The sequence below is a fragment of the Terrabacter sp. Soil811 genome (assembly GCF_001429655.1).
Classification (GTDB): Bacteria; Actinomycetota; Actinomycetes; order Actinomycetales; family Dermatophilaceae; genus Terrabacter.
This window is the reverse complement of sequence record NZ_LMSX01000010.1, coordinates 138,945-151,109: the sequence shown is the minus strand read 5'-3', so window position 1 is coordinate 151,109 and position 12,165 is coordinate 138,945. Positions and strand designations below refer to the sequence as shown.

The window sequence follows — 12,165 nt, the reverse complement described above, 5'->3', positions numbered from 1 at the left end:
GCCCCAGGGGCGGCGCAGTCGCCTCCGGCTGGGTAGGTGGACCTCGTGACCACCACCTCCATCGCGAGACCCGCTTCGCCTCGTGTGCCCACCCCTCCCGAGCGCGCTGCCGGCGTCGTGCTCGCCGCGGGACTCGGGCTCGTCGCATGGGCCTCCGGACGCAAGCCGCTCCATGCCGTCGGGAGGACCTGGGACGCCGAGCTGCGCATCGACGCGCCGGCCGCGCACCTGGGGGTCCCGCTGCTCGTCGACCGTGGTGTGCACCCGTGCACGGTCCGCGTCTCGCGCGCCATGAGCACCCGGCCCGGTTGGTGGGACATCGGTGGCCTCGCCGTGCGGCTGCCGACGGCCGGCACGTCCGGTGGGCCCGCCGACCTCCTCCTCGCCACGACGGGGACGGGCCGGGTCAGCCGCTACGTCCTGCGTCCGGTCCGGTGGGCCGCGAGCCGATCACTGACGACCCTGCTACCGACGAGGGCCGGGGAGCACTCGCTCGCCCTGCTCGCGAGACCCAGTGGCGACGAGGTCGTGCCGCGGGAGTACGAGCTGGCGGCATCGCTCGACGGTGGCCCCTGGCGCGCGGTGGGGCTCCTGCAGCTGCGCCTCGAGCAGGCTGACGCCGCCACGCGGTTCGACCCGATCGTCAACGAGCTCGCCGGCACCTCCCCGCCGGCCTGGGTCGTCGCCGTGCGCGAGCCCGCCTATCGGTGGGCGCGACGGCTGGGTCGGCGGAACGCCTGACACTGCCCCCGTGGTGCCCCCGTGGGGCGGGGCGCTCACTCGAGTGGGGCGGGGCGCTCACTCGAGTGAGAGTTGGGTCAGTTGACGAGGAGCTGGTCGGCGAGGGCTTCGAGGGCAGCGGCCTCGCACCCGGCGGCGAATGCCTCGTGGGTGGCCTGCCGGGCGGCGACGAGCGCGTCGGGCTTGAGGGCGGCGATGACGGCAGCGACGGCACGGGCCTCGACGCACTCGTCGTGCAGCCGGAGCTGGTCGAGGTTGCACGTGTCGGGGTGCGTGCCGAGATGGGCCTCGCAGGCGGAGTCGAGGTCGCGCTCCAGGTCCCAGAGCGCCACGAGGTCCTCGACCTCCGGGTAGTGCTCGAGACCCCCGCGGGCGACCTCGAGCGCGTTGCGGTCGTGCACCCCCGCGACCGCGCACGCGAGGCGAGCGACGCGGAAGGCGAACCGTCGGGCGTCCCCGCGCTCGGCGCCCGCGATGCGCGCGGCGAGGCCGGGAGCCACCGCCTCGACCGGGTGCAGCTTCACGGGTACTCCTCGACGGTCACGGGCAGGGCTGCAGCAACAGCCCACGGGGCCATACCCGCTCCGGCACCCGCCCACCCGGTGTGCGGACGTCCGCCCAGGAGATCACGTGCCGGACCACCACGAACACACGCAAACGGCCCCGGCGGCACCCAGTGCCCGGGGTCGTCCGCATCGGGTCGGTACGAGGTCACTCGCCCTGGAGGGCCCGGACCTCCACCGGACCATGACACGCGGCCGAGCCCTCCCGGGCCAGGGCCAGTGCGGTGTCGAGGTCGGCGGCCTCGACGATCCAGAAGCCACCGAGCCACTCGCGGGCCTCGCTGAACGGCCCGTCGGTGATCGACCCCGCCCCGGCCGACGCGTCGACGACCTTGGCCTGGCTCACGTCGGTGAGCCCGCCGGCGTGGACCCACGCCCGGGTCTCCTGGAGCCTCCGGTTGAAGGCGTCGACGGAGGCGTACATGTGCTGGATCTCGTCCTCGGACGGCATGGCGTCGCCCTCGCGGTGGTGGACGGAGAGAAGGAACTGCGTCATGGGAGGTGCTCCTGGGGTCGATGGTGGGGCTGGTCCCGGCTCGCTGCCGGCTCACCCCCACGTCGATCGGCGCGGCGCGGCCTCGACACGGCTCGACGAGGACGTTCCGGGAGGGAGGGAGATGCTCAGTCGACGGGCAGCCGTTCGCGGAGGAACTCGCTCGTCGTCGCCCAGGCGAGGGCCGAGGACGCCGGGTCGTGCCACGGCATGTCGTCGTTGTCGAACGCGTGGTCGGCGCCGGCATACGTCTCGAAGACGGTGGCGGGCTGCTCGGTCACGGACGCCTCGATCCGGCGCACCGTCTCGGTGTCGATGAACGAGTCGGCGAGGCCGAAGTGGTGCAGGCTCGGCGCGGTCACGGTCACGACGTCGTGCAGTCCCGGCAGGGCCGAGCCGTAGTAGCTGACGAGCGCGTCGAGCGGAGCCGAGCCGTCGGACTCGAGGTGGCCGGCGACGTTGAAGCCGAGCCCGCCGCCGAAGCAGAAGCCGACCGCGCCGACACCGGCCGTGACCTCGTCACGGTCGCGCAGCCACTCGACCGTCGCGGCGGCGTCGGAGACGGCCGCCGGCCAGTCGAGGCGCTGCACGAGACCCATGCCCTGCTGCAGCGCGTCCTCGCCCTCGACGGGCGAGGTGACGCCGAGGCGCCAGAAGATCTCGGGTGCCACGACGACGTAGCCCTGCTCGGCGAGCTGGGCGGCCCGGCGCTGGATGTAGTCGCTGACGCCGAAGATCTCCTGCAGCACGACGATGCCCGGGCCCTGCCCGGTCGGCGGGAGCCAGAGGTGCGCGGGCATCTCGCCGGCGTCGGTCGTGATGGTCACGTGTTCGGTCATGCCGTCAGTATGTCGACCGTCCGTCCCCACGGTCAGCGTCGGGGTCGCAGCTCCAGCAGGCGGGCGTCGTACATCCGCACCCGCTCGGCGAGGACGTCGTGCTCGCGCTCGTGGCTGCGCAGCACCGCGACGAGGGCCACGATGGCGGCGACGAGGAGTCCGCCGAGGGCGACGAGCGCCAGGACGCCGGGCCGCGTGTCGGCACGACCTGTCGCGAGCACCACGAGGGCGGCGGTGAAGAGCAGGGCGACGACGCCACCGAGGCCGCCGATCCGGCGCGACGCGGACCGGTCCGTCGTCTCGAGTGCCTGCTGGGCGACGGCACGCTCCTCGCGGGCGACGCTGCGGCACAGGTAGGTCGCGGCCGGGAAGCGGTGCGTGTCGCGGCGGCGACCGCGCGCCTGCAGCCGGTGGTCCGTGGGGACGTCGACGAGGTGGGGTCGGGGTGCGCCGGGGGCCGGCGCGGGGTTCGTGGTCAGTGCGGTCATCGGTGGGCGCCTTCACTCGGCCGCTGGGTGCACCCCATCACCATCGGGGTGCACCCAGCGGCGGCTGCGTGATCGCGGTTCCGGTCAGTCGTCCGTGCCGGCGTGCAGCCGGGCCCCGAGGGCGTAGGCAGCGACGACGAGGGCCGAGGCGGCCAGGACGATGTCCTTGAGGACGTACTGGCCCATGAGCGTCGGGCCGTGCGGGAAGAGCTCGGCCGTGAAGAGGGCGAGCGGCGACATGATCCCGATGAGCGCTCCGCCGAGGACGACGATGCCGACGCGCAGGAACATGCCGGTGACGAGCGTCAGCCCGATGACGGTCTCGGTCACGGCGGTGAGCAGCACCGCGGTGTGGCCGGAGACGAGGCCGAACGTCAGACGGTCGATCGTCGCCGAGGCGATGGCCTCGGCCGGGCTGAGGCCCGGGACGAACTTGATGACACCGAAGCCGAGGAAGACCAGCCCGAGGCTGATCCGCAGGGCCTGGAGGCTGTAGGCCACGAGGAACGCCTGGAGGCGGTCCACGGCCGTGGTGGCTGCGCCGGTGACGGTCCCTCGGAGGGATCCGAGGCGGCCGGACGAGATGGATCGGTGGGCCCCGGGCTCTCCGGGACGGTCGAGGACGAACTGCGACATGGTGGTTGCTCCTTGAGGTCGAACTGTCGAGACCTCAGAAGGAGCAGGACCGCCGGAAGATACGCCGGACCGCCGGGTTGAGTCGATCTACCTAGACCAAACCCGGGCTGACGCGGGCAAAACGGACGTTGAGCGGGTGCCTTCAATTCGATTGACGCAGAAGCACATTGGTGGCATGTCGTGCGGTCACCAGTTGACGAGCAGCCGCTCCTGCTTGTCGCGGAAGGTCCCCACGAGGATGAGGATGAGGTCGATGAGCGCCCAGATGCCGAGCCCACCGAAGGTGACGAGCTGGAGGATGCCGGTGCCGACCTTGCCGACGTAGAAGCGGTGCACGCCGAGGACGCCGACGAAGAAGCAGAGCAGCGCCGCCGCGAGCCGCGACCGGTCGCTGACGGGCAGGCCCTCAGCGTCGAGAGCCACGGGCGCGAAGGCCGCCGCGAGGGACGGTGCGGCCTGGACGGGCTGAGCCGGGGCGGGCGGCAGCAGCGGGCCGAGCTGGTCGGTCCAGGAGTCGCCGTCCCAGTAGCGCGACTGGGGCTTGCCCTCCGGGTCGGGATACCAGCCGGCCGGGATCTCGCGCGGTGCCGGCGGGATCGGCTGGTCGGGTTGCTGCGTCATGGTGGCCTCCGAGGGTGGGTGGACGTCGGGCGGACCCGGCCTCACTCCCAGCATGGTGGACACCGCTTCCCCGTGGCAGCCCCTACGACACCGGACCGCCCTGTACTTTTCTCCACCCCAGGTCGGTCATCAACGTCATGGTCCGGCGCGCCCGCCGACCCCTACCGTGGTCGCGTGACCACGATCCGTGCCCGCGTCGAGCGGCGCCTCGCACCCCGCCACACGGCATACGTCGTGCTCGGCGGGGTCGTCGGTGCCCTGGCGGCTCCGGTGGTGTGGACGCTCGCGGGCCTCGCGACGGGACTGCTCGTCGTCGTCGTCGGCGTCGCGTTCGTCGCCCTCCTCCTGCTCGTGTCGGAGGGGCTGAGCCGCTGGCACCGCGCGCGGGCCGCGGCGCTGCTCGGTGTCGTCGTCCACGCGCCGGCCGACCCCGTCGAACCGGGATGGCGCGGCTGGCTGGCCCGGCTGGGGCGTGCGTCGACGTGGCGGCAGCTGGCGTACCACGCGTTCGTCGGTCCCACGCTGCTCGCGGCCTCGGCCGCGGTCGTCGCGTCCTGCTGGGGCGGCGGCCTCGTCCTCGTGACGTCGCCGCTCTGGGCCCGGATCAGCCCCGAGGTGCTCGCCCTCTCCGGTGGCCTCCTCCAGGGGGTCGGCCGCATCTGGGTCTCGACCGCCGTCGGCTTCGGTCTCATCGTCCTCGCCCCGCACGCGGCCCGCAGGCTCGGCGCGCTCGACCTCGCGATCCTCCGGCCGATGCTCGGCGAGACGCGGGGCGAGCAGCTCTCGCCGCGGGTCACCGCGCTCGAGCAGACGCGTGCCGGGGTCATCGACGCCGCCGATGCCGAGCGCCGCCGGATCGAGCGCGACCTCCACGACGGCGCCCAGCAGCGCCTCACCTCGCTCGCCCTCAACCTCGGGATGGCCCGTTCGGCGCTGGGGCCCGACGCGCCGCCCGAGACGCGACGGGCCATCGAGGAGGCGCACGACGAGGCGAAGCAGGCGCTGGCCGAGCTGCGCGGCTTCGTCCGCGGCCTGCACCCCGCGGTGCTCGACGAGCGAGGGCTCGACGCGGCCCTGTCGGGGATCGTCGCCCGCGCGCCGGTGCCGACGAGCCTGCACGTGCTCCTGGCCCAGCGTCCGCCGCGCACCCTCGAGGCCGTCGCCTACTTCGTCGTGTCGGAGGCCCTGACCAACGTCGCGAAGCACTCCGGTGCCACGCGGGCCACGGTCCGGGTCACCTCGGACGCCCACCGTCTCGTCGTCGAGGTCGGCGATGACGGCCAGGGTGGCGCCGCCACCGGCGCGGGCTCCGGGCTGACGGGGCTGTCCCACCGGGTCGCGTCAGTCGACGGCACCCTCACCGTGACCAGCCCGGCGGGCGGTCCCACCGTGCTCAGGGCGGAGATGCCATGCGGGTCGTGATCGCCGAGGATTCGATCCTGCTGCGGGACGGGCTGATCCGGCTGCTCGCCGCCAACGGCATCGAGGTCGTCGAGGCCGTCGGTGACGCCGAGGCGGCCCTCGCCGCCGTGGAGCGGCACCGACCCGACCTCGCCCTGCTCGACGTGCGGATGCCGCCGAGCCACACCGACGAGGGGCTGCGCGCAGCGCTCGTCATCCGCGCGCAGTGGCCGGAGGTCGCGCTGCTCATCCTCAGCCAGTACGTCGAGGAGCGGTATGCCGCCGACCTCCTCGCCAGCACCACCTCCGCCGTCGGCTACCTCCTCAAGGACCGCGTCGCCGACGTCGACGAGTTCGTCGACTCGCTGCGACGCGTGGCGGACGGCGGCACCGCGCTCGACCCCGAGGTCGTCGCCCAGCTGCTGCTGCGACGCGACAAGAGTCCCTTGCAGCGACTCACCGACCGGGAGCGCGAGACGCTCTCGCTCATGGCCGAGGGCCGCTCCAACACCGGCATCGCCCGCGCCCTGCAGGTCAGCGAGAGCGCGATCGCCAAGCACGTCAACGCCATCTTCACCAAGCTCGACATGCCGACGACGGCGGGCGACCACCGCCGCGTCCTGGCCGTGCTCCAGTACCTCTCGGAATAGGGGATCCACCATGTCCATGCACGAACCGACGAACCCGCCGACGAACCCGCCGCCGAACCGGCCGACGAGCCAGCCGACGTCCGTCCCCGACGACCGTGTGCACGGCGACTCGCTGCGCGGCGCCGAGCCCTACGGCGACTCCTGGCTGCGCCCGACCCTGACGACCGAGCCGTCCGTCGGTCCGCCCGCCGGGTCGCACGGCAGCGGCGACGGACCCGCTACCCCGACGGCACGCCCCTGGTGGCTCCTCGCCGGGCTCGGGGCGACCCTCGTCCTCGCGAGCGCCGCCGGTGCCACGACGTGGGGCGCGGCCACCGGCGGTCTCTGGCGCAGCGCAGACCAGCACCAGACCTACGAGCGGCCCACCGGCGCCCTGACGATCAAGGGTGGGGCGGGCGACATCGAGGTCCAGGGCGGCGGCAGGGCGGGCACGGTGCAGGTCAGCCGGCACGTGTCGTGGGGCCCGGGATCGAGCGAGCCGACGCCGCGAGAGGAGTGGACCGGGTCGACGCTCACGGTCGACGCGGAGTGCCACGGCTTCGTCGCCTGGTGCTCGGTGGACTACGTCGTCATCGTCCCTGACGCGGCCGACGTCACGGTCGACACCGGGTCCGGCGACATCACGCTGACCGGTTCCCTCGGCGACGTCACGCTCAAGGCGGGCTCCGGGGACATCGCGACGGCAAACCTGAGCGCCGACCAGGTCACGGCCGAGGCGGGCAGCGGCGACATCGACGTCGAGCTCGCGACCGCGGCCTCGCCGGTGTCGGTCAGGACGGGCTCGGGCGAGGTCTCGGTGCGCCTGCCGCAGGACACCGTCTATGCCGTGGACACCGAGACCGGGTCCGGCGACGCGGAGGTGAGCGTGCCGACCAACCCGGGCAGCACCTCGACGCTGCGAATCAGGACCGGGTCCGGCGACATCTCCGTCGACCAACGCTGACGCGGCCGACACGGCACCCGCACACGACGAAGCCGTATGCCGCCGAGGGGGTTTCGGCGGCATACGGCCCTGGGAGGTGCCGGCTCAGGTGGGGTTGCCGGCGGGGGTGTCCTCGTCGAAGGCGCTGTGCTTGTCGTCGGGCACGGCGGAGGCGGCGGGGGTGGGAGGAGCCGCCTGGTCGTGATGCTCGACGATCTTGTCGATGCCCTTGTCGACCGAGGCACGAACCTTGGTCACGGTGTCGGCGTGCTTGCCGCCGGTCTTCTCGTCGATCTTGGCCTCGGCCTTGTCGAGGGCCCCGTCGACCTTGCCCCGGTTGTCGTGCGCGTAGCTCGCGGCAACCGACATCGCGGCCTTGGCCATCTCGACGACTGCGTCGCCGAAGTCCTTGGCCTTCTCCTGCAGGTGGACCTCGTCCGCCTTGCTCTTCAGCTGCTCACCGAATGACACGGTGTCTCCTCATCTCGCACTGGTCCGACCCTCGTCGGCTCACTGCATCCACAGTCATACCCGGCGCCTGTCTCCCGCAACCGGGGTCGACCCCGAAATCGACCCCGATCGACCCTGATTCGCAGGCCTCCCGATCCCTCTGACCGACATGTCGGCATTGGTCAGGATCGTCCCCAGGCCCGTGTCTCGTCGGTCACGTGGGCCGATCTGTGACGTGGGGAACTGCGTCCCCCGCGCCACCGGCAGAGACTGGAGGGGCAGGCGGAGGGCCTGCCCCACAACTGAACTGGAGTGATCACCATGAAGCGACTCGACGGACGCGTGGCACTGGTGACGGGCGCGGCGAGCGGCATCGGCAAGGCCACGGCGCGGCGGCTCGCCGACGAGGGCGCAGCGGTCCTGCTGACCGACGTCAACGAGGCGCTCGGGGCCACGACGACCGAGGAGCTCACGACCTCCGGTGCCAGGGCCGAGTTCCTCCGGCACGACGTCACGAGCGAGGCGGACTGGGAGGCCGCCGTCGCCCGGGCGGTCGAGGCGTTCGGGTCGCTCGACATCCTCGTCAACAACGCCGGGATGGGTGACCTCGCCCCCATCGAGGAGACGAGCCTCGCCGACTGGGAGCGCACCATCGCCATCGACCAGACCGGGGTCTTCCTCGGCATGAAGACCGCCGCCGCGCACCTCAAGGCCTCGGGCCACGGCACGGTCGTCAACATCAGCTCGATCTTCGGCACGAGCGGCGGCTTCGGCACCTCGCCCGCCTACCACGCGGCCAAGGGTGCGGTCCGGACGCTGACGAAGAACGTCGCCGTGCACTGGGCCACGGAGGGCGTGCGGGTCAACTCGATCCACCCCGGCTTCATCGACACCCCGATCCTCGACGGCGCGCGGGGCACCCCGTTCGAGCAGGCGATGATCGACCTGACCCCGATGGGTCGACTCGGTCGGCCCGACGAGATCGCGGCCGGCGTGGCCTACCTCGTCAGCGACGACGCGGCCTTCGTCACCGGCCTCGAGCTCTACATCGACGGCGGCTACATCGCCCGTTAGCGCCCGCGGGCGGTCGACCACGCCCAGTCGAGGACCGACCGGTGGCGGGACCACGTCGGGTCACCGGCCGACGGCGCCTGGGGGTCGCCGTCGACCGCGGCCCCGTCGGTGGCCCCGTCTCCGGCCCGCGTCGTCGCGAGCGACCGGGTCACCGCGTCGGAGACGCCGAGCCGTCCACCCGGCGGCTCGCCGAACACGTCGGCGGCGTCGCGCTCACCGACCATGTCGTGCCCGAGGCTCGGGATGAGCGACTCCACCGTCCCGTTCGGCACGTCGACGAGGGCCCCGGCCACGCGCGCGACCGTCTCGACGGGGGCCAGCCACACGGGGACCTGCACGCGCAGCAGTCGGGCGCGGGCGGCATACGTCCGCAGGAGCGAGACGTAGCTGAGCCGGTCGGGCCCGACGACGTCGAGGTGTCCCGTCACGTCGGGTCGCTCGAGCGCCTCGGCGAGGAACCACACGGCGTCCGCGACCGCCACCGGCTGGATGACCGAGCTGCCCATCCACGCGGGCACGGTCTGCACGACCCCGAGCCGGGTCGACATCTGGCGCATCACCTCGAAGCTCGTCGACCCGGCCCCGACGACCATCGACGCGCGCAGGGTCAGCACCGGGCAGTCGGCCGTCGCGAGGATCTCCTCGACCTCGAGTCGCGAGAGCAGGTGGTCCGAGAGCTCGTCGTCGGGCAGGTCGGGCACGATGCCGGAGAAGTAGACGAGGCGGCCCGCGCCGACGACGCCAGCGGCATACGCGACGTTGTCGGCGGCCTGGCGGTCGCGCTGCATGAAGTCGTCCGCGTCGAGGCCGTGCACGAGGTAGCAGATGGCGTCGACGCCCTCGAGCGCCTCGAGGACGCGGTCCTCGTCGTGCACGTCGACCCGCCGCCACTCGACGTCGCCGGACCAGGGGTATGCCGTGGCCGGGCTCCGGTGGTGGGTGGCCACGACGTCGTGGCCGCGGCGGAGAAGCTCGGGGACGAGCCGGGACCCGATGTAGCCGCTCGCGCCGACGACGGCGACCCTCATCGCCGCTTGCGCTCGCGGCGGTCGCGCCGGAAGGAGCCGAAGAGGTCGGTCGCCGAGCGGACGAGATCGAGCGGGCTGTCGTCGTCCGCGTCGGCATCTGGGACCGGCCCCGACACCGACATGCACGTGAGGAAGCGCTCGATGAGCGGGTCGGAGGCGCGCTGGACGAGGCCGGTGCCGAAGTCCATCGGGAAGCCGAGGAAGACGAGGTCGGTCACGAGGTGCGCGCGGGTCCGGGTGTCGTCGCCCAACACCTGGTGCAGCGTCAGCGTGATGTCGATGGTCGCCTTGCCGAGGCCGTGACGCTCCTGCCCGGTGGCCGTGAGGCGGGCTCGTCCGGCCTTCTCGTCCCGCTCGACCATCGAGCCGGTGCCGTCGAAGTACATCGAGAGCGGCCCGAGCTTGGCCGTGATCTCGCCGACGAAGTCGTCGCCGTCGACCTCGGTGACCTCGGCACCGGGGAAGCAGTGGCCGATCCGGCGCAGGTCCATGAAGTTCGTCCAGACCACGCTCCGCGGTGCGTCGAGCTCCTGCTCGTGCCCGAGTCTCATCGCGTGTCCTTCCGTCAGGCGCGCCGCCCGGTGGCTGGCCGGCGGCGCTTCGTCAACCGTGGCATACCCGAACGGCCGCCGACAGGGGCGCCCGGTGTCCAGGGTGAGCACCTCGGTCCAGCGCGTGGCCTCAGTCGGTCGAGCCGGGCGGCAGCAGCTCCCAGTGCAGGCCGTCGCCCCAGCCGCCGTCGGCCACGCGGTCGACCGCGTGCTCGCGACCGAACTCCACGAAGCCGACGGACCGGAGCACGCCGTTGCTCGCCTCGTTGTCGGCGGCCGTCTCGGCGACGAGGCGCCGCACGCCGAGCCCGCCCTCGCTCGCCGGGGCCAGCGCGTGGTCGACGGCGAGCCGGGCCGCCTCCTTGGCGGCGCCACGGCCGCGGGCGCTCGGGAAGAACTGGTAGCCGAGCTCGGCCGTGTCGGTGATGGCCCCGCCGCGGCTGAAGACGGTGACGCTCCCCAGGGCGCGGTCGGTGCTGAGGTCGGCGACGCACCAGTCGACCGCCGTGCCCTCGGACATCCGCTCCTGCCGGGTGCGCAGCCACGCCGGGAAGGTCTCGGGTCGCAGGATCGACCGGGACGGCATCCAGTGCCCGGGGTCGTCGCGCGGCTCGATCGCGTCGACGTCCTCGGCCCGCCAGGGCCGCAGCCGGACGCGCTCGCCGTCGATCGGCACCGCGGCGAACCACGGCGCCTGCGGCTCGAGCGGGACGCCCGGGGTGATGCTGGCGGTCCACGTGTCGAGCGCCTCGGTGCCGCCCTCGGGGTCGGGGTGGCTGCCCGGGAGCGTGCCGTGGAAGGTGAAGCCCGTGGACCATGCGGTCCGCCGCGAGCCCCAGTTGCCGACGACGGCGCGCCAGTGGACACGGGTCACCGGTGCGCCCCAGACCGGCGTCGCGAAGGCGTGCGCGACGACGAGCCGGACGGCGCGTGACATGAGCCCGTGGCCGCGGGCGTCCGGGTGCAGCCCGAAGCCGAGCTCTCCGGCCGACGGCGCCGCGCCGGGGCGCAGGTCGATGGTCCCGGCGTAGCGGGGCGTGCCCGTCGCGTCGGTCCACGCGATGGCCCACGACCGCGTGCCCCGGGGCTCGCCCCAGGCGCTGAGGTTGTGCTCGACCCAGCCGAGTGCGTCCTCGCGCGCGTAGGGCCTCGGGACGGTCGTCCACCGCAGGCTCTCCGGGTCGCTGCTCTGCTCGACGATCGCGTCGGCGTCGTCGACCGAGTGGGCGCGCAGGGTCACGACGCCGTCGGTCAGCAGGGTCACGGGCGAGGTCTCGGGCGAGGTCTCGGGCGGGGTCTCGGGCGGGGTCTCGGGCGAGGTCACGGCGGGCGGCTGGGAGGCGTCGGTCACGGCGTCAGCCTGCCAGCCGGCATACGCCCTCGTCACCCGCGATTCGAGCGCCCAAAAGAAGAAGGACCGGGAGCCAGCGTGCTGACTCCCGGTCCATAGGCCCGCTTCCCCTCCACAGGCTGCGTACCGAGGCTTACCGTACCCAATGGGTCGCCCGGACGAACAGGCGTTGCGATGAACCCTCGACATCGCAACTCGGGGGAGGATGCGTGGGAGCCGACCGGCTCGCGACGCGAGGAAGGGTTGCCGTGGAGACAGGGGCCGAGCGGGGCGTGCGACGCCCGGCGCTCATGCGGCGACAGGCCGGTGGTGGGGCGGGAGTCTCCCCCTGGCCTCGACTCCCGCCCCGACCCACCG

At 73.2% G+C, this 12,165-nt stretch carries 15 protein-coding genes; 5 read left to right on the top strand and 10 right to left on the bottom strand.

The window, feature by feature from the left end; translation table 11 throughout:
- The first annotated feature begins 45 nt into the window (after positions 1-45).
- The gene (locus tag ASH01_RS17985; protein WP_235508531.1) at positions 46-741 is read left to right on the top strand and encodes a phosphodiesterase; all 696 of its coding nucleotides are present in this window, start codon (positions 46-48) and stop codon (positions 739-741) included.
- Positions 742-818: 77 nt separating this feature from the next.
- Here the strand turns inward: ASH01_RS17985 and ASH01_RS17980 are convergent, their stop codons facing one another.
- The 6 genes from ASH01_RS17980 to ASH01_RS22645 form a co-directional block, all read right to left on the bottom strand.
- The gene (locus ASH01_RS17980) at positions 819-1,265 is read right to left on the bottom strand and encodes a hypothetical protein (protein ID WP_056779155.1); all 447 of its coding nucleotides are present in this window, start codon (positions 1,263-1,265) and stop codon (positions 819-821) included.
- A 187-nt stretch (positions 1,266-1,452) separates the two neighbouring features.
- Complete coding sequence (locus tag ASH01_RS17975) at positions 1,453-1,800, bottom strand: YciI family protein (RefSeq protein WP_056779153.1); 348 nt, start codon at positions 1,798-1,800, stop codon at positions 1,453-1,455.
- Positions 1,801-1,925: 125 nt separating this feature from the next.
- Positions 1,926-2,636, bottom strand: a complete 711-nt coding sequence (locus ASH01_RS17970; RefSeq protein WP_056779149.1) for a dienelactone hydrolase family protein — start codon at positions 2,634-2,636, stop codon at positions 1,926-1,928.
- A gap of 32 nt (positions 2,637-2,668) precedes the next feature.
- On the bottom strand, positions 2,669-3,124 hold the full coding sequence (locus ASH01_RS17965) for a hypothetical protein (RefSeq protein WP_056779143.1): 456 nt from the start codon (positions 3,122-3,124) through the stop codon (positions 2,669-2,671).
- Positions 3,125-3,208: 84 nt separating this feature from the next.
- Positions 3,209-3,760: a DoxX family membrane protein gene (locus tag ASH01_RS17960; RefSeq protein ID WP_056779140.1), complete on the bottom strand. Its 552-nt coding sequence runs from the start codon at positions 3,758-3,760 to the stop codon at positions 3,209-3,211.
- A 186-nt stretch (positions 3,761-3,946) separates the two neighbouring features.
- Positions 3,947-4,381 carry an NINE protein gene (locus tag ASH01_RS22645; protein ID WP_082619963.1) on the bottom strand — a complete coding sequence of 145 codons (435 nt, stop codon included), beginning with the start codon at positions 4,379-4,381 and terminating at the stop codon, positions 3,947-3,949.
- 174 nt (positions 4,382-4,555) lie between these two features.
- Between ASH01_RS22645 and ASH01_RS17950 the strand changes: the two genes are divergently transcribed.
- From ASH01_RS17950 to ASH01_RS17940, 3 genes are read left to right on the top strand one after another with little or no spacing between them, the layout of a single operon-like run.
- Positions 4,556-5,803: a sensor histidine kinase gene (locus ASH01_RS17950; protein ID WP_082619962.1), complete on the top strand. Its 1,248-nt coding sequence runs from the start codon at positions 4,556-4,558 to the stop codon at positions 5,801-5,803.
- Positions 5,791-6,432, top strand: coding sequence for a response regulator transcription factor (locus tag ASH01_RS17945; protein WP_056779137.1), 642 nt, complete (start codon positions 5,791-5,793; stop codon positions 6,430-6,432). The genes ASH01_RS17950 and ASH01_RS17945 overlap by 13 nt, the downstream gene beginning before the upstream one ends.
- A gap of 10 nt (positions 6,433-6,442) precedes the next feature.
- Positions 6,443-7,375 (top strand): DUF4097 family beta strand repeat-containing protein, encoded by a 933-nt coding sequence (locus ASH01_RS17940; protein WP_056779134.1) that lies wholly within the window; start codon positions 6,443-6,445, stop codon positions 7,373-7,375.
- An 84-nt stretch (positions 7,376-7,459) separates the two neighbouring features.
- Here the strand turns inward: ASH01_RS17940 and ASH01_RS17935 are convergent, their stop codons facing one another.
- The gene (locus tag ASH01_RS17935; protein WP_020141847.1) at positions 7,460-7,825 is read right to left on the bottom strand and encodes an antitoxin; all 366 of its coding nucleotides are present in this window, start codon (positions 7,823-7,825) and stop codon (positions 7,460-7,462) included.
- Positions 7,826-8,125: 300 nt separating this feature from the next.
- Between ASH01_RS17935 and ASH01_RS17930 the strand changes: the two genes are divergently transcribed.
- On the top strand, positions 8,126-8,878 hold the full coding sequence (locus tag ASH01_RS17930; RefSeq protein ID WP_056779709.1) for an SDR family NAD(P)-dependent oxidoreductase: 753 nt from the start codon (positions 8,126-8,128) through the stop codon (positions 8,876-8,878).
- Here the strand turns inward: ASH01_RS17930 and ASH01_RS17925 are convergent.
- From ASH01_RS17925 to ASH01_RS17915, 3 genes are all read right to left on the bottom strand, one after another.
- Positions 8,875-9,906: an NAD-dependent epimerase/dehydratase family protein gene (locus ASH01_RS17925; RefSeq protein ID WP_056779131.1), complete on the bottom strand. Its 1,032-nt coding sequence runs from the start codon at positions 9,904-9,906 to the stop codon at positions 8,875-8,877. The genes ASH01_RS17930 and ASH01_RS17925 overlap by 4 nt on opposite strands.
- Entirely contained in the window at positions 9,903-10,457 is a 555-nt protein-coding gene (locus ASH01_RS17920; protein ID WP_056779128.1) for an SRPBCC domain-containing protein, read from the bottom strand. The genes ASH01_RS17925 and ASH01_RS17920 overlap by 4 nt, the downstream gene beginning before the upstream one ends.
- A gap of 130 nt (positions 10,458-10,587) precedes the next feature.
- Positions 10,588-11,808 (bottom strand): GNAT family N-acetyltransferase, encoded by a 1,221-nt coding sequence (locus ASH01_RS17915; RefSeq protein ID WP_235509654.1) that lies wholly within the window; start codon positions 11,806-11,808, stop codon positions 10,588-10,590.
- Positions 11,809-12,165 lie beyond the last annotated feature (357 nt).

Coding starts and splice junctions, on each gene's coding strand:
- ASH01_RS17975 (WP_056779153.1), bottom strand. CDS start 1,800: ATGACGCAGTTCCTTCTCTCCGTCCACCACCGCGAGGGCGACGCCATG.
- ASH01_RS17970 (WP_056779149.1), bottom strand. CDS start 2,636: ATGACCGAACACGTGACCATCACGACCGACGCCGGCGAGATGCCCGCG.
- ASH01_RS17965 (WP_056779143.1), bottom strand. CDS start 3,124: ATGACCGCACTGACCACGAACCCCGCGCCGGCCCCCGGCGCACCCCGA.
- ASH01_RS17960 (WP_056779140.1), bottom strand. CDS start 3,760: ATGTCGCAGTTCGTCCTCGACCGTCCCGGAGAGCCCGGGGCCCACCGA.
- ASH01_RS22645 (WP_082619963.1), bottom strand. CDS start 4,381: ATGACGCAGCAACCCGACCAGCCGATCCCGCCGGCACCGCGCGAGATC.
- ASH01_RS17945 (WP_056779137.1), top strand. CDS start 5,791: ATGCGGGTCGTGATCGCCGAGGATTCGATCCTGCTGCGGGACGGGCTG.
- ASH01_RS17940 (WP_056779134.1), top strand. CDS start 6,443: ATGTCCATGCACGAACCGACGAACCCGCCGACGAACCCGCCGCCGAAC.
- ASH01_RS17930 (WP_056779709.1), top strand. CDS start 8,126: ATGAAGCGACTCGACGGACGCGTGGCACTGGTGACGGGCGCGGCGAGC.
- ASH01_RS17925 (WP_056779131.1), bottom strand. CDS start 9,906: ATGAGGGTCGCCGTCGTCGGCGCGAGCGGCTACATCGGGTCCCGGCTC.
- ASH01_RS17920 (WP_056779128.1), bottom strand. CDS start 10,457: ATGAGACTCGGGCACGAGCAGGAGCTCGACGCACCGCGGAGCGTGGTC.